Below are 15,983 nucleotides of genomic sequence, written 5' to 3'. Positions count from 1 at the left end.
CCACCTCATGGAGCCGCCCGCGCGGCGGCTTGAAGCGTCACCGCCACAGCCGTCGGGCCACCACTTCGTCCAGGTTGCGCGCGTGGAAGAACGCCTCGAAGTCACTGCCCCGCACGTCCGGGGGCAGGCAATCACCCAGCCGAATCGCCCGCACCCGGTCCGGCTCGCCGCGCGCCTCGCGCACCGCCGCCTCCAGCGCCCGCAGGTAGTGCCGCGCCGAGGCCAGCGTCCTCGGTGACACCACCCCATTGTGCCCCTGAATCACGCGCGAGCGTCCCCGCGCCTCCGAGCGCCCCAGGGCCGCGTCGATGGCCTCCGGCGCTCCGTACGCGATGTACGCCATGTGCCCCACCGCCGTGTCCGCGGAGAAGAGCAGGTCCAACTCCGGCACGTCGATGTTCAGCGTGCTCGACGTGTGGCCCGTGTTGGGAAACACCTCCAGTTCATACCGCCCCCACCGCACGTGCATGGCCCCCGCGAGCCGCAGCTCCGGCGCGCGGAAGAAACCCGTCTCCTCGTCCGAGCGGAACCGCTCCGCCTGGAACGTGTCCTCGAAGCGCTCGTGCGTCAGCAGCAGCGCCTCGGGGAACGCCTGGAGCGCGGCCAGGTGGTCGCTGAACCCGTGCGTGCACACGGCCAGCTTCACCTGCGCGCGCAGCTCCTCGTGGACGAAGCGCCGCAGCGCCTGCGCGTCCGCCCGGCTGCCGAGCGCGTCCACCATCAGCACGTCGCGGCCGTCCAGGAACAGGGTGGTGTTGGAGGCATACGTCTCCCCGGTGACGACCAGGACATCCGGGGCCAGGGACACGGTCTTCAGGCTCATTCAGGACACCTCTCGGCGAGCGAACGGCCCTCTTGTCCCCAAGTTGTCCACATGCGTCCAGCGCATCGTTCGCATGAATCCATGACAGAATCGAATGGATGATTCTGGACGTCAGACACCTGAGGCTCGTGGCGGCGGTGGTGGACACCGGCTCCGTGACGGCGGCCGCGCGCGTGCTGCACCTGTCCCAGCCCGCGCTCAGCCACCAACTCCGAGACGTGGAGGAGCGCCTCGGCGCCGAGCTCTTCCAGCGCCAGGGCCGCCGCATGGTCCTCACCGCTCCTGGCAAGCGCGTGCTCGAAGCGGCGCGCAAGGTGGTGTCCGAGGTGGACGCCGCCGAGGCCGAAATCTCACGCCTCAGCCAGGAGGCACGAGGCCTCCTGCGCCTCGCCACCGAGTGCTACACCGCCTACCACTGGCTGCCCTCCGTGCTGCGGCGCTTCTCCGCGAAGCACCCGGGCGTGGAGGTCCGCATCGCCGTGGACGCCACGCGCAGGCCCGTGGACGCGCTGCTCGCGGGGGAGCTGGACCTCGGCATCGTCAGCGAGCCCGTCCGCCACCGCCGCCTCGTCGGCGCCCCGCTCTTCGAGGACGAGCTCATGGCCGTCATGGCTCCGGACCATCCGCTGGCGAAGAAGCGCGTGCTGCACGCGGAGGACTTCGCCCGGGAGCATGTGCTGCTCTACAGCATCCCCCTCACGGAGAGCACCCTCTTCCAGCAGGTGCTGCTACCCGCCGGAGTCACCCCGGCGCGCCTGTCCCGCGTGGAGCTGACCGAGGCCATCATCGAGATGGCCAAGGCCGGGCTCGGCGTCGCGGTGCTCGCGCGCTGGGCGGTAGCTCCAGAACTGGAGCGCGGCACGCTGGCCGCGGTGCGCGTGACGAAGCACGGCCTGCGCCGTCACTGGCACGCGGCGTGGCCGCGCACGGTGCGTCCCGCGCCGTACCTCACCGCCTTCGTGGAGTTGCTCGCGAAGGCCGGGCCGCCAGTGCGTTGATTGAGCGCCGGGCTGTGGCACACTGCGCCCGCCATTCGAACCTTCCTCTCCATCCTCTTCTGGGCGTTCCTGGCCGTCTCCAGCACGGTGCTCTTCATCGGGGCCGCGCTCATCTGGCTCGTCACGCTTCCGTTCGACCGGGACGGGCGGGTGCTGCACCTGTACTCGTGCTTCTGGGCGCAGCTCTACTTCTACGTCAACCCGCTCTGGCGCCTGAGGGTGGACGGCCGCGAGCGCCTGCCCTGGCGCGGGCCCGCGGTGCTCGTGTCCAACCACGAGTCGCTCGGCGACATCCTCGTCCTCTTCGGCCTCTACCGGCCCTTCAAGTGGGTCTCCAAGGCGGAGAACTTCAGAATCCCCCTCATCGGCTGGAACATGCGGTTCAACCGCTACGTGCCGCTGGTGCGCGGGGACAAGGTCTCCATCGCGAAGATGATGGCCGAGTGTGAGTACTGGCTCGCACGCGGCGTGCCCATCCTCATGTTCCCGGAAGGCACGCGCTCCTTCGACGGACACGTGAAGCCCTTCAAGGACGGCGCCTTCGTGCTGGCCAAGAAGATGAACTGCCCCATCATCCCCGTGGTCCTCACCGGCACCGCGCGCACGCTGCCCAAGCACGGCTGGGTGCTGGACACCAAGGCCGACTGCCACGTGCAGGTGATGCCCCCGGTGGACCCGGCCGCCTTCCATGACGTGGACACCCTGCGCGAGTACGTCCGCGACCTCATCATCGCGGAGAAGGCCCGCCTGGACGCGGGAGCGACCATTCCCGCGCAGGCGTAGCCCGCCCCCCTCGCGACTCGGAGACACCCGCCCTGCTACCGTAGCGTCGCAGGGGAGGTCGCCATGCGAAGGCAATCCGTAGTGGCCATCGCGCTCGGCGTGCTCGTGGTGGGCGCCGCCGTGGCGCTCGTCCAGGTCCGCTGCGGCACCGCCTCGACAGAGGAGGCGCCCGCGTCCGCCGCCACGCGCCCCGAGCAACGGCCGCTCCCCGGCCCCGCTGTGCCCTCGCCACCACCGCGCGGCTCGCTGTCCGTGCGCGGGCGCGTCGTCGACGCGAAGGGCCAGGCCGTCGCAAACGTCCAGGTCTCCGCCACCCGGACGATTCCCGGCGAGTCGCTGTCCGTGCTTCCGTGTGGAGACACGTCCCCCGAGCTGTCACTGAGCTCCTCCGATTGCGAGCTGGGGACGGACCGGCTGCGGGAGCTCGTCGCGGAGGAGCGCGGTGACGCGCCCGAGCTCGCGCGGGCCACCACCGGCGCGGACGGCACCTTCCAGCTCGACGCGCTGCCCGAGGGCGCCGTGACGCTGTGGGCCCTGGACGCCCGCGGCTCGACGGTGCAGCCCGACGTGGTGGCGGGCAGCGAGGGCGTGGAGCTGGTGCTCGTGCAGCGGCGCACCGTCAAGGGCTGCGTGGTGGACGAGGCCCACGCCCCGCTGGCCGGCGCGAAGGTGACGTTCTTCCACCAGCGGTACTCGCGCTTCTTCCCCGTGTATACCGACGCGGACGGCTGCTTCTCCTTCGGCCCGCTGCCGGACGGCGACTTCGGCCTCGTCGCGTCCAGCCCCGGCCTCATGCCGCTCCACGTGCCGGAGGCGGCCTACGCGGACCTGGACCCCCTCTTCCTCCACCCGCCGCGGCAGCTCACCGGGCGCGTGCTGCTCGCGGACGGCGGTCCGGCCCCGGGCGCCCGGGTGCGCGTGCAATACGCGTCCGCCAGTGTCGCGGCGGACGCCGAGGGCCGCTTCTCCCTCGGGCCCTTCCCTCCCGGTGACCATGACGTGTTCGCGGAGCGCGACGGCCAGCATGGCTTTGTCCGGGTGAGAATCACCGAGGAGGGCCAGGAGGAGGAGGCCACGGTGCGCCTGGGCACGCTCATCCACGTCGAGGGCACGGTGCGCGACGAGGCGGGGCAGCCCATCGCCGGCGCCTTCGTCTACGCGTACACCGGCGACAGCGCGCCTCCCACCGACGGCGTCACCACCGGCGCGGACGGCCGCTTCCGCATGGGCCCCATGGTGCCGGCGTCGTACACCTTCAGCGCGGACGCCGACGGCTACCTCGAGCGCGAGGCGGAGGACGTGGAGGTGTCCGCCTCCGCGCCGCCCCTGTCCTTCACCCTGACGCGCGCCCAGCTCCTCGCCGGCATCGTCACCGACACGGAGGGCCACCCGCTGCCGGACGTGGAGCTCGACGTGGAGAAGCCAGGCGCACGCGCGCCGCGGAAGCCCGCCACCGCCGACGACGAGGACGCGGAGGTCGACGAGGAGCTGCCCGAGCCCCTGAGTGAGACGACGGACCCGGAGGGCCGCTTCCGCATCGAGGTCGCCGAGCCGGGGCGCTATGTCCTCAGCGCCAGCAGCGACGACTTCCTCCCGGCGCGCCTGGAGGTGAATGCGCCCGACACGACGCTCCGCGTGGTGCTGCGCGGCGGGGGCACGCTGGAGGGAACGGTGGTGGACGCCAGCGGAGCGCCGCTGGAGCAGGTGCAGCTCACCGTGCGCCTGGGAGCGGAGGACCGGGAGGTGAACGCGGCGACTGACGCGCAGGGCAGCTTCCACCTCGGCGGACTTCCTCCCGGCTCCCACGTGCTCCACGCGGAGCTGGACCTGGGCGGCTTCCTCCACAAGGCGTCGCGCACCGTCTCCGTCCGGGGCACGGAGACGGTGGACGCCTCGCTGCGCATGGACACGGGCGGCTCCGTGTCGGGCGTCGTCGTGGACGGCGATGGCCGCCCGGTGCCGGACGCCGAGGTGGGCGCGAGCTCCCTGCGCGAGCCGTCCGGCGACGAAGAGGGCTCGCGCCCCTCCACGGCGAAGACGGACGCGGACGGGCGCTTCACGGTGCGCCACCTGGCGGAGGGCAGGTGCACGCTGGTCGCGTCGAAGCCGGGCTACACCTTCGTGGAGCCCGCGAGCGCGAAGCCGCTTTCGGAGCAGGGAGTCGTCGCGCGCGTGGGCAGCACGGACGTGGAGCTGGTGCTGCACTACCAGGGCCATATCCTCGGGCGCATGGTGCGCGCGGACGGCTCGCCCATTGCGCGCTTCACCATCAACCACAAGGGTTTCCAGAGCCCGGACGGCACCTTCAACCTCCCCACGGAGCGGGCGGGCCCGGCGCGGCTGATGTTCGGGGCGCCCGGCCTCACCCTGACCGTGCGCGACGTGGAGGTACCGCTCGGGAAGGACCTGGACCTGGGTGAAGTACGCCTCCAGCCGGGCCGCCAGATACATGGCCGGGTGGTGGACGCGGAGACGTCCCGCCCCATCGCCGGAGCCGCCATCCAGGTCCACCTCGCGGGCGAGGACGAAGGGACGTCCTGGCGCGTGCCCCTCGCCCTCGAGTACTCCGCCGAGGACGGTACCTTCACACTGCCCCCGATGGAGCAGCGGCCCCTGGAGCTGGAAGTGTCCCACGTCGACCACCAGCGCCAGCTCCAACCTCTTGGAGCCCATGACGAGACAGTGGAGGTGCGCCTGTACCGTGGTGCGACGGTGGACGGCACGGTGACGGACCGCGAGGGCCGTCCCCTGGACACGCCGGTGTTCCTGTCGCCCCTGGGCAGGTTCGACTCCATCCGGACCGAGGCCGTCCAGGGCCGCATCCACGCGGAGTCCATCCCCAGCGGTGAGTACATCGTCTCCGCCAATCGGGTCGAGGGCCCGGACGGCCGCCGCGTGGACATCCTCCCCCAGCGCGTGCGCATTCCCCCCACGGGCCGCGTGACGCTGGACCTGAAGGAGCTGGCTGGCAGCGCCACGCTGCGGCTGCGCCCGGTGGACACGCCGGAGCGCCTCCGGAACCTGACTGTCGCGCTCATTCCCGGCACCGTGCCCGCCACCATCACCCTGCGCGAGCTGATGTTCTACCCGTACCGCGCGGAAGTGCCCCTCGCGGGCGGCAGCCCGGACGGCACCCGCGTCTACGAGCACGTCCCGGCCGGGCACTACACCTTCCTCCTCGTCAGCCTGGTGGCGCCCCGCCAGGCCGTGTTCCACCGCGAGGAGCTGGACGTCTCCGAGGGGCAGAGCCTCGTCCGGGACGTGACTCCCGCGTGGAGACCGGCGGCGGTAGACTCGTCGCCATGAGCAACAAGCCCAACCTCGCGAGCACCGATGAGCTGGAGCTGGACTGGGGCGGACGCGAGCAGCGCACCCCGGGACCCGCGGGCGAGGTGGCCACGGCGAACGCCGCGGCGCTCGCGCAGGCTCCCGACGGCCAGGCAGGCAAGGGGCTGCCTGGAGAGCCGCGCTACATGAGCCATGAGCTGCGCATGCAGCTCGCGGGCATGTTCGAGGCGCCCGAGCTGCGCATGCGGCAGATGCGCGAGCTGGCGGAAATCCTCGTCGGCTGGGAGACGAAGAACCGCTACGAGGTCTGCGACCCGTCGGGCCGCCCCGCGGTGTATGTGGGCGAGACGGGGGACGGCTGGGGCTCGGCGCTGGTGCGCAACCTCTGGCCCTTCTACAAGGCCCGGCTGGAGTGCGTGACGCTGGGCGGCACGGTGGCGCTCGCGGTGGAGCGGCCGTGGAGCTTCATCCTGTCGCGCGCCGAAGTGGAGGCCTGGGATGGGCGGCCGCTGGCCACCATCCAGCAGCGCTTCACCTTCTTCGGCCGGCGCTTCGACATCCTCACGCCCGGCGGCGCCGTCGTCGCCACGGTGGAGGGGCCGCTCTTCCGGCCGTGGACGTTCCGAATCCTCCAGCGCGGCGTGGAGGTGGCGGTGGTGCGCAAGCGGTGGAGCGGCCTGTTGCAGGAGGCCTTCACCGACGCGGACACCTTCACCCTGGAGTTCAAACCGGACTGCACGGATGCCCGGCTGCGTCAGATGATACTGGCCGTGGCCCTGCTGGTGGACCTGACGTACTTCGACAACCGCAGCCGCAAGTCCAGCTTCGGGGCCGGGCTGGACATCTTCGACTTCTTCAAGTGAAGCGAGGGTGAGGCACGGCCCCGGGGGGGTGTGCTAAGTCCCGGGGCATGTCCACGAGTGATGCGCTGAGCGCAGCAGACCTCGAGCGGCTGGTCCGGGCCGAGGCGCCCGACCTGGCCGAGGCCGTCATCGCCTTCCTGGGTCAGCCGGAGAAGGCCCCCGAGACGCCGCTGCCGAGGGACGCCTTCACCTTCGACAAGCTCCTCCAGGCGCTCCAGCAGGCCCAGGCCCGCTACGACGCGGACGACCGGCGCACCGCCTCCACCGAGGCGTGGCAGCGCTTCAACTCGCAGAAGGACGTGCCCCGCCCGGCGCGGCTCGCGCTGGCGGACATGCTCGTCGCCCTCTACGACAAGGGCACCGAGGCCTCGCGCGCCGCGCTCATGGAGCTCATCCGCCGCGCGGACCTGCGCTTCGGCCTGTGGGGCGGCTTCAAGCGCATCTACAAGCTGGCCGAGGCCCGCCACGACGCGGAAATCTTCGGCATCCTCGCCTGGCGCTTCGACGTGGAGCGCGGCCAGGGCGGCCACAACCGCGAAGTCTCCGGCGGCACCCTCACCTACCTGCGCCGCCGCGCGTGGCGCTACCTGCGCCACCTGGGCGCCGCGGTGCCGGAGCTGTACCCGCAGTTCGCCGTGGAGGTGCTCCGCCACTACGAGGCGGACACGTCCTGGTACGGCGTCTGGGTGGCGCACCACATCTGGGCGCACGGCAGCGGCAACTACACCGCCACGTCCTTCGCCATGCAGCCGCCCTCGGACATGGTGAAGCAGCGCGCCTTCCCGGACGCGTGGAAGCGCTCGCCGGACACGCTGATGCGCCTGCTGGACACCTGCCAGTCGGACCCGGCCGCGCGCTTCGCGATTCAGGGCCTGCGCAAGGACTTCCCCGAGGTGCTGCGCAAGGTGACGCCCGCGTGGCTGGACCGGCTCGCGCGCCGTCCGCTCGCCAGCGCGCACGACTTCCTCGTGGAGACGCTGCAGGGCTCGCCCGAGTTCCACCAGGGCCGCCTGCGCGCGCTCGGCCTGCACGACGCGGTGCTCGCGCTGCTCATGTCCCCCAGCGACAAGGCGCGCGCGTATGCGATTGAGTACGCCCGCGCCCACGCGCAGGACCTGCCCGCCGAGCGGCTCGTGGAGCTGGTGGCCCAGGGCGCCAATGACGTGAAGTCCTTCGCCGCCGCCACGCTTGAGAAGCGCAACCCGCGCGAGCTGGGCGTGGAGCTGCTGGGCCGGCTGCTGTCGTACAAGCCGACGAATGCCTTCGCGGCGAAGTCGCTGGAACAGTCCTTCGACCGCGCCGAGCTGCCCGCGTCCTTCCTGCGGGACATGTACCTGGGCACCAACGAGCAGCTCAACTGGGTGAAGGGCTACGTCGCATCCAAGTACCCCGGCACGGAGCTGCCGGCGTCCTTCTGGAAGGAGCTGCTGGAGGACCCGCGCCTGGAGAAGAAGCCGCACCCGGTGGAGGGGCTGGCGCTGAAGGCGCTCGGTGCGTACGCGCCCGCGGTGATTGGGCCGGAGTGGATGCTGGACAAGGCGTCGCACCCGCGCATCGGCGGCACGGTGAGCAACTGGCTCACGCGCGCGGACAGCCTGCCCGGACTGGACGTGGAGCGGGTGAAGGGGCTCGTCTTCAGCAAGAAGCACCGCGACGTGGCGCTGGCCCTGCTGGGCAACCGCAAGCTGTTCAGCGCGCGGCAGCTCACCGTGCCCTGGCTGCTGGCGCTGGCGCGGCGCGCGGACCCGCAGCTCCACGGCTTCGCGCACCGGTACCTGCTGGAGAACGTGGCGCCCGCGGACTTCAGTGACTCGGGTGACGCGGCAGCGGGCCTGGAGCGCCTGTTCGAATTGGCGCTGGGCGCGAAGCAGCCGGTGCAGGTGCGCGGCTTCGCGCAGACGTACCTGCGCTGCCACCACCCCGTCATCGGCCCGGAGCAGCCGGAGTCGAAGTCGTACGAGCTGAAGCCGCGCGCGCCTCGCAAGGCGTACACGCCGGAGAAGCTGTGGCCCGCGCTGTTCGACGCGCGCGACGACGTGCGCCGCTTCGCCCTGGCCATCACCCGCGCGGAATTGCGCGCGTGGGGCTGGCACACGCGCGTGTACGAGCTGGCGGACGCCGAGGCGAAGGAGGTCCGCAACCTCGCCTATGACGCCCTGCTGAAGGCGGGCGAGGAGGGCGCGGACGCCCGGCACGTGCTGCAGCCGGAGGAGTTGGACCCGGTGAAGGTGTTCTCCCTGACGGAGAGCACGAAGCGCAGCACGCGCGAGGTGGCGGTGGAGCTCATCCGCCGGCACTACGCGCGGCTGGGCGGCGCGGAGCGGCTCGCGTGGCTGATGCAGAGCGCGGACCGCGAGGTGGGCCTGTTCGCCGTGCGGCTGCTCTGGGAGAAGCACCGCCCCACGCACCTGCCGGAGGGCTGGAAGCCCGCGGGCGCGAAGGAGGCCGTGGTGACGGAGACGGAGCGCTTCCCCAACGTGGAGGCGCTGCGCACCTTCCTGCGGAAGATGCTCTTCGGCCTGCCCCCGGGCCGCGCCAAGGAGGCCCGCGAGGGCGAGGTGCAGAAGCGCCTCTCCGCCAGCGAGGCCAAGCGCCGTGTCATCGAGCTGGTGCGTGATTTGGGCCTCGATGACGAGACGTTCGCCCGCGTGGTGGCGCCGGTGCTGGGCGAGTTCACCGGCTCGCTGGCCAAGGGCGAGTGGCAGAGCTGCCTCGCGTCGCTGGTGCAATTGCGCGCGGCGCATCCGGCGGTGCAGCTCGGCGGGCTCTGAGCCCTGTCTCCTGGAGGCCCCTGTCCTGTCCGAAAGGGGCCTCCCTTCGTCTCCTGATAAGCAACCCTGGCGCGTGACACCGCGGGGCGCTCCATGCGCCCTCCCGCGTGCGGGTACGCTCCGCGCCACATGCTGCTCGAAGAACTGCTGAACGACTTCCCCCGCGAGCGCTTCCTGCGCGAGCACTATCAACGCAAGCCCTTCTCCGGACAGGCCGCGGCGGAGCGCCTGCGCGAGCTCGGCACCTGGAGCGTGGTCGACGAGCTCATCGAGAAGACGTCGTGCGATTTGCTCCTCGCGCGCCAGGGCGTGCCCTACGCCGGTGAGCGTCCCCGGACGGCCCGCGAGGCCCATGCGCTCTTCGAGCAGGGCTACACGCTGGTGCTCCGCCAGCCGGACCAGCACCACGCCGGGCTGTCGCAGCTCGCGCGCACCTTCAGCGCCGAGATGCACGGCCGCATCAACCTGCACCTCTACTGCACGCCCGCTGGCCATCACGGCTTCGGCTGGCACTGCGACCCGGAGGAGGTCTTCATCCTCCAGACGGCCGGCCGCAAGGACTACCTCCTCCGAGAGAACACGCTCCACCCCGCGCCCCTCCCGGAGGCCCTGCCGAGCGGCGCGCTCGCCGCGCAGGAGACGACGCCCGTGGAGACGCGCTCGTTGAGCGCCGGGGACTTCATCTACATCCCCGCCGGGCACTGGCACATGGCCCAGGCCCCCGAGGAGGCCCTCTCCATCTCCATCGGCCTCATGGCGCCCACGCTGCTGGACGTGCTCGACATGGTGCGCGCCAACCTCGCCAGCAACCCCGTGTGGCGGCGGCGACTGCCCCCGCTCGGGTACGCGTCGAACCTGGACGACTTGAAGAAGGTGGAGGTCCTCCGCACGCTCTTCACCGAGCTGGGCGGAGAGCTGCAGCGCGCCCTCGCGGACCCGGGCCTCCCGCTGCGGTTCCTCGCGCAGACGGCGCGCTTCTACCTGCGCTCCGCGGGCCTCAAGGGCAGCGGACGCTGAGCCCGGCGCATGTCGCATACTGTGCGCAGGAGCTACAACCCCTCGGATTTCCGAATTCCGTAAGCGTGAGGAATGACCCGGAAACTTCCGGACACCTCGTCCCCATAATCCACACAGTGGCAGTGGTGGGGTGCCTCCGAGGGGGTATGCCGTGAAGATTGTCGGGCCGCGTCCAAATCCCGTGTCGTCGTACTCCAAGCCCTCGAAGTCCGCGGACGGCGATGGCGGTCCCGTCGTCACCATCAAGCCCAGGCGGCCCGAGGCCGGTCGTCCGACGAAGGGCGGGGACTCGCACACCAACAACACGCAGATGGGCTGCGAGAAGCCGAAGCCCGGGCCGGACGACTTCGACTCGGGCATGAAGCCGCGCCGCCCCCTCCCGCGCCCCGGCAACGGAGGCTTCGTGGGCACGCACCACGCGTGCCGCGGTCCCGGCGTGGGCGCCTCGGGCAAGGGCGGCAGCAACAACGTCATGCTGGGCAACGACAGGCTCCCCGGTGGCGGCGGGTTCTTCCCCGAGCCGCTCCCGGGCATCAAGCCAGGCCTCCCGCGCCCCGCGCCGGTAACCGTCGGCTCCATCTCCACGCTCCTGGGACAGCTGCGTGAGAAGCCGAAGCCGGGCATGGGGGCGCCGGTGACCGGGCTCGTGGGCAGCGCGGGACTGACGGAGGGCCCGGTGATGCCGGGCAAGTGGCACCCCATCAAGCCGGGCGGTGGCCACGCCGACAACATCTCCAAGCACGACCTCTTGGTGCCTGGCACGTCGCTCCTGCCGCCCTCGGCCTCCTCGCTCAAGCCGCCGCGGCCCATGAACCAACTGGCGTCGCTGCTGCCCCGGCTCTTCGAGAGGAGCACGGTGCACGTGCCCCGCGAGCGGGAGTAGACGCGGGGGAGACCGGTGGCGGTCTCTGGGGGTAGCCTCCGCACAGAATGGGAAGCATCGAGCGCTTCGGGCCATACCGAATCCTCCGCGAGCTGGGCGCGGGAGGCATGGGACGGGTGCACCTGGCCGAGCGCGAGGACCTGGAAGGGCCCGTCGTCGTCAAGCGCATGAACGCGGAGCTGGCGGCGGACGCTCGCTTCCGGCGGCGACTGCTGCGCGAGGCGGAGGTGGCCGCGGACCTGCAACACCCCAACGTCGTGCGCGTGCTGGACACGGGCGTCATCGACGACCAGGTCTACCTGGTCATGGAGTACGTGCCGGGCTCGAGCCTCGCCGGTCTGCTGGCCGCCAGCCGCCCGGAGCCACTGCCACTCGCGCCCGTGCTGCACGCGGTGGCGCAGGCGTGTGACGGGCTCGCGTACATGCACATGTTCACCGAGCCGCGCTCGGGGAAGTGGATGCAGTTGGTCCACCGGGACGTGTCGCTGGACAACCTGCTCGTGTCGTACTCGGGCGAGGTGAAGCTGGCGGACTTCGGCATCGTGAAGACGGTGGACGGCACGCAGACCACGTCCGGCGTCATCATGGGGAAGCTGGGGTACATGTCGCCGGAGCAGCTCCGCGACGAGACGTTGGATGCGCGCAGTGACGTGTACTCGCTGGGGGTGTGCCTCTTCGAATTGGTGGCCGGCAAGCGGCCGCTGCCCGCGAACCGGATGCGCTCGGTGATGGAGGCGGTGCTGTACGACGTGGCTCCGTCGCTGGAGCAGTTCCGCGCGGATGCGCCCGCGCCGCTGGTGGCGCTGGTGGCGCGGATGCTGGCGAAGGACCGCAAGGCGCGGCCCGCGTCGTGCAAGGAGGTGGCGAAGGAGCTGCGCGCGGTGCTGGCCGGGCGGGACGACGAGTCGACGCTGTTCCCGTCGCGGTTGCTGGAGGCGCTCCCGAAGAACCGGACCCGGCTCTCTCCGGCCGAGGCCGAGACGGAGGTGGAGGCACTGGCGGCCACGAAGCCGCAGCGGTTGCAGGGTCCGCAGGTGGAGGCCCCCGCGCCTCGGGTGCCGACTCCGGCGCAGGTTGCGGAGGTGAAGGAGCCGGAGCGTGCGCCCGGGGCGAATGCGCGCAAGCCTACGCCTGTGCCTGGAGGGGATGCGCGCAAGCCAGCGGCGGAGGATCCGGTGTTCTCCGTCCCCACGCGCGCGCCGTCCGCTTCGCTGCACTCGCGGCCGACTCGGATACCCACGTCGGCTCCCGAGGCTGCCGTGGAGGAAGCGCAGTCCACGCGCTTGCTGGCCAGGCCCTCCCGTAAGGGGTCGCTGATCCGCTGGGCCGCGCTGGGCGGGCTCGCATTGCTCGGAGCCGCCGCCTTCTGGTGGTGGGCCTGACTCCCAGCGCGGGGGCCCTGAGCGCGGGGAGGTCTCGCGGAATGAGCGTTCCTTCCACTCCCGGCGTGCGCCCGGGCCGTGGGGAATACCCATGGGGTCATGGCAGTCTTGCGCGCCATGCGATTCCCCCACGCAGTGACGCTGGCCTTCACGGCCCTCACGACGCTCGCGGTCCACGCCGCGCCGCCCGCCGCTCCCACCCTGCCTCCGGGCTACTGGCCCGAGGAGAAGGTGGCGGAGATTCTCGCCAAGACGGAGGAGGTCCGGCTCGCCCCCGACCTCTCGCGCCTCTCCCCTGACGAGCAGGCCGCGGTGAAGGACCTGCTCGAAGCCGGGCAAATCCTCCAGGGCCTCTACGAAGCCTCGCGCCACCACCAGGCGCTCGCGTCACACGCGAAGCTCCAGGCGCTCGACAAGAAGCTGGGCAGCCCGAAGCGCACGCAGGACCTGCTCACGCTCTACCGCCTCTATCAGGGCCCCATCGCAAGCACGCTGACCAACACGCGCGAGGCCTTCCTGCCCGTGGACCCGCAGGTCCCCGCGCGCAACGTCTACCCGCCGGACGCCACCCGCGCCGAGGTGGACGCCTACCTCACCGCGCACCCCGAGCAGCGCGAAGCACTGATGGACGAGCTCACCGTCGTGCGCCGAGCCACCGCGGACAACCTGCGCCAGGACCTCAAGGTGCTCCAGACGTACCCCGTGCTGGACACGCTGCACGCCGGACTCCGCGAGGACCTCCAGGCCCGCGCGAAGAAGCCGGACGCGAAGAGCCTCTACGCGGTGCCGTACGCCGTGGCCTATGGACCAGAACTGGTGAAGGCCTACGGCCTGCTCATGCGAGCCGCGAGCCGCCTGGACGCGAGCGACGCCGAGCTGGCGCGCTACCTGCGCAACCGCGCGCGAGACTTCCTCACCAACGACTACGAGAGCGGCGACGCGGCCTGGGTGACGGGCCGCTTCAAGCACCTCAACGTGCAGGTCGGCCCGTATGAGACGTACGACGACGCAATCTACGGCGTGAAGGCCTTCTTCAGCGTCTCCGTGCTGCTGCTGAACGAGCAGGCGACGACGGAGCTACGCAAGCGCATGGGAGGTCTCCAGGGTGTCGAGGACGCCCTGCCCTACCCCGCGAAGAAGCGCATCCGCGAGGACATCCCGGTGGGCGTCTACGAAGTCATCGCGGACTTCGGCCAGGCGCGCGGCACCAACACCGCGTCGATTCTGCCCAATGACCCGCTGTACTCGCGCCGCTACGGCCGCACCATCCTGCTGCGCGAGAACATCATGAAGAACGCGGACCTCTTCGCCGCGAACGAGCGCGTCTGGCGCACCGCCACGGCGGACGCGCACGCGAAGGACCTCACCTCCGAGGGCAACTTCCAGCGCACGCTCTGGCACGAGGTGGGCCACTACCTCGGCCCGGACCGCGACGCGAAGGGCCGCACGCTCGACGTGGCGCTGGAGGACTACGCGGACGCCATGGAGGAGATGAAGGCGGACCTCGTCAGCCTCTACGCGCTGCATGCCTTCGCGAAGAGCGGCTCGCTGGACGCCGCGAGCCTGCGCGCCGTGCAGGCCTCGGGCATCGGCCGCACGCTGCAGAACGTGCGCCCGCGCGAGGACCAGCCGTACCAGCGCATGCAGCTCGTACAGTTCAACTGGTTCCTGGAGCACGGCCTGATTCGCGCCGACCCGAAGACGGCGCGGCTCACCATCCAGTACGACAAGTACCTGGACACGGTCAGCTCGCTGCTCAAGGAGGTCATCACGCTCCAGCACTCGGGCGACAAGGCGGCGACGGCGAAGTTCTTCGAGCGCTGGAGCACGTGGACGCCCGAGCTGCACGACGTGCTCGCCGCGCGCATCCGCGAGGCCCAGGGCGCGCGTTTCCGCGTGGTGCGCTACGGAGCGCTCGGCGAGAAGTGACGGAGGAAGCGCTGGAACTCCGCCGACTGGAACCGCGCCTCCGGGCGTGAGGCCAGTTGGCGGAGCAGCGCGTGGACGTGCTCGATGAAGGGCTGGTTCGGGTCGGACTCGATGCCCTTGAGCGACCAGCGACGGAAGCCGTAGCGGCCACCTCGCAGGTAGAGCTCGTCCGCGTACAGGTGGTTGATGTCGCGGAGGATGAACCACGCGGCTCCGCTATGCGGGGCCAGCCGGCGCAGGGGCCTGAGCACGTCCTCGACATAGCGCTTGTCGAAGGGGTCGTCGCACTGGGACACCTCGATGCGGAAGGGCGGTACGTGCGTGCGCGTGTCGAAGATGCCGACGGGGCCCACCGAGTCGTACAGCCTGTAGCGCGGGTCGGAGTCGGAATCGAATTCGTACGGCTCGGGACAGTACGTGCCGAGCGGGATGTGGGCGGCGCTTTCTCCGGGCTCGGGTGAGAGCGCGATGAGGTTCCAGAGCTGCATGCGCTCGGCCAGCTCCGCTGGCAGCACCGGCAGCTCGGGGCGCGGCGGAGCGACGAAAGGCTGGAAGAGCGGGTCGAGCGTGAGGACGGTCCACAACTCCGGCCATGCGCGGGTGGCGATTTCCAGCGCGGCCTCCACGATGTCCCTTGATGGAGCGTCACCGCGCACGGCGAGCACCGCTGTCCAAAGTGTCATCGGAGGCTCGCAGGGGAAGTAGCGCGGGCCCACGTCGACGTCCGGGATGGGGGCCTGCTTCCGGTCCTCCTCGAAGAGCCAGTTGGACTCCGCCCACCGCGCGGCACGGGCTTCGTCCAGCGTGGGCGGCCGAGCGTCGAACCTCGCGGCGAGGAGCCAGTCGAAGGCGTCCGATGGCGGCAGCACCACCGGCTCCCAGCCTCGCAGCTTCGACAGCCAGGAGGTCTCGAAAGCGAGCAGCGGGTCTTCGCCGCGGTTCCAGGCGTCGACCAAAACGCCGCGGGCCTCCGAGTCCCTCCCGAGGTGGCAGAGACACACGGCCCGGCGCACCGCCAGCTCTCGCGCCGGAAGCCCGGGCGCGGCGCCGTCGAGGAGGGCGAGCACTCGCGCGTACCGGCGGAACGAGAGGAGCGCGTCGAGGAGCTCGAGGTCCTTCTCCTCCCGCAACGCCGACAGCTCCACCACGTCCTGCATCCAGGAGCGATGGAGGCGCAGGGCCCTCGGCGGCAGCTCCCAGAGCGCGCGTCGCCGCACCCTGCGAGCCCATCCGCGCGTCCGGAGAA

At 71.2% G+C, this 15,983-nt stretch carries 11 protein-coding genes; 9 read left to right on the top strand and 2 right to left on the bottom strand.

The window, feature by feature from the left end; all coding sequences use genetic code 11:
- Positions 1–37: 37 nt before the first annotated feature.
- Positions 38–823: an MBL fold metallo-hydrolase gene (locus tag ACVTJA_RS01130; RefSeq protein WP_465833023.1), complete on the bottom strand. Its 786-nt coding sequence runs from the start codon at positions 821–823 to the stop codon at positions 38–40.
- A 98-nt stretch (positions 824–921) separates the two neighbouring features.
- Here ACVTJA_RS01130 and ACVTJA_RS01125 point away from each other — a divergent pair, with 98 nt between their 5' ends.
- From ACVTJA_RS01125 to ACVTJA_RS01085, 9 genes are all read left to right on the top strand, one after another.
- Positions 922–1,821, top strand: coding sequence for a LysR family transcriptional regulator (locus ACVTJA_RS01125; protein WP_465833022.1), 900 nt, complete (start codon positions 922–924; stop codon positions 1,819–1,821).
- Positions 1,822–2,604: a lysophospholipid acyltransferase family protein gene (locus ACVTJA_RS01120; RefSeq protein ID WP_465833020.1), complete on the top strand. Its 783-nt coding sequence runs from the start codon at positions 1,822–1,824 to the stop codon at positions 2,602–2,604.
- Between the two features lie 63 nt (positions 2,605–2,667).
- Positions 2,668–5,910, top strand: a complete 3,243-nt coding sequence (locus ACVTJA_RS01115) for a carboxypeptidase regulatory-like domain-containing protein (protein ID WP_465833018.1) — start codon at positions 2,668–2,670, stop codon at positions 5,908–5,910.
- Positions 5,907–6,755 carry a phospholipid scramblase-related protein gene (locus ACVTJA_RS01110; protein WP_465833016.1) on the top strand — a complete coding sequence of 283 codons (849 nt, stop codon included), beginning with the start codon at positions 5,907–5,909 and terminating at the stop codon, positions 6,753–6,755. Before ACVTJA_RS01115 ends, ACVTJA_RS01110 begins: the two co-directional genes overlap by 4 nt.
- 47 nt (positions 6,756–6,802) lie before the next feature.
- Positions 6,803–9,526, top strand: coding sequence for a hypothetical protein (locus tag ACVTJA_RS01105; protein ID WP_465833015.1), 2,724 nt, complete (start codon positions 6,803–6,805; stop codon positions 9,524–9,526).
- 129 nt (positions 9,527–9,655) lie between these two features.
- Positions 9,656–10,543, top strand: a complete 888-nt coding sequence (locus tag ACVTJA_RS01100) for a cupin domain-containing protein (RefSeq protein WP_465833013.1) — start codon at positions 9,656–9,658, stop codon at positions 10,541–10,543.
- Between the two features lie 151 nt (positions 10,544–10,694).
- The gene (locus ACVTJA_RS01095; RefSeq protein ID WP_465833012.1) at positions 10,695–11,426 is read left to right on the top strand and encodes a hypothetical protein; all 732 of its coding nucleotides are present in this window, start codon (positions 10,695–10,697) and stop codon (positions 11,424–11,426) included.
- Between the two features lie 47 nt (positions 11,427–11,473).
- Positions 11,474–12,808 carry a serine/threonine-protein kinase gene (locus ACVTJA_RS01090; RefSeq protein ID WP_465833011.1) on the top strand — a complete coding sequence of 445 codons (1,335 nt, stop codon included), beginning with the start codon at positions 11,474–11,476 and terminating at the stop codon, positions 12,806–12,808.
- Between the two features lie 117 nt (positions 12,809–12,925).
- Positions 12,926–14,737 carry an NUDIX hydrolase gene (locus ACVTJA_RS01085; protein ID WP_465833009.1) on the top strand — a complete coding sequence of 604 codons (1,812 nt, stop codon included), beginning with the start codon at positions 12,926–12,928 and terminating at the stop codon, positions 14,735–14,737.
- Here the strand turns inward: ACVTJA_RS01085 and ACVTJA_RS01080 are convergent.
- Entirely contained in the window at positions 14,713–15,954 is a 1,242-nt protein-coding gene (locus ACVTJA_RS01080) for a hypothetical protein (protein ID WP_465833008.1), read from the bottom strand. The genes ACVTJA_RS01085 and ACVTJA_RS01080 overlap by 25 nt on opposite strands.
- Between the last annotated feature and the right edge of the window lie 29 nt (positions 15,955–15,983).

The organism is Pyxidicoccus sp. M6, from assembly GCF_055568925.1.
This window is presented reverse-complemented; position numbering and strand designations above follow the sequence as displayed.

Coding starts and splice junctions, on each gene's coding strand:
- ACVTJA_RS01130 (WP_465833023.1), bottom strand. CDS start 823: ATGAGCCTGAAGACCGTGTCCCTGGCCCCGGATGTCCTGGTCGTCACC.
- ACVTJA_RS01125 (WP_465833022.1), top strand. CDS start 922: ATGATTCTGGACGTCAGACACCTGAGGCTCGTGGCGGCGGTGGTGGAC.
- ACVTJA_RS01115 (WP_465833018.1), top strand. CDS start 2,668: ATGCGAAGGCAATCCGTAGTGGCCATCGCGCTCGGCGTGCTCGTGGTG.
- ACVTJA_RS01110 (WP_465833016.1), top strand. CDS start 5,907: ATGAGCAACAAGCCCAACCTCGCGAGCACCGATGAGCTGGAGCTGGAC.
- ACVTJA_RS01105 (WP_465833015.1), top strand. CDS start 6,803: ATGTCCACGAGTGATGCGCTGAGCGCAGCAGACCTCGAGCGGCTGGTC.
- ACVTJA_RS01100 (WP_465833013.1), top strand. CDS start 9,656: ATGCTGCTCGAAGAACTGCTGAACGACTTCCCCCGCGAGCGCTTCCTG.
- ACVTJA_RS01090 (WP_465833011.1), top strand. CDS start 11,474: ATGGGAAGCATCGAGCGCTTCGGGCCATACCGAATCCTCCGCGAGCTG.
- ACVTJA_RS01085 (WP_465833009.1), top strand. CDS start 12,926: ATGCGATTCCCCCACGCAGTGACGCTGGCCTTCACGGCCCTCACGACG.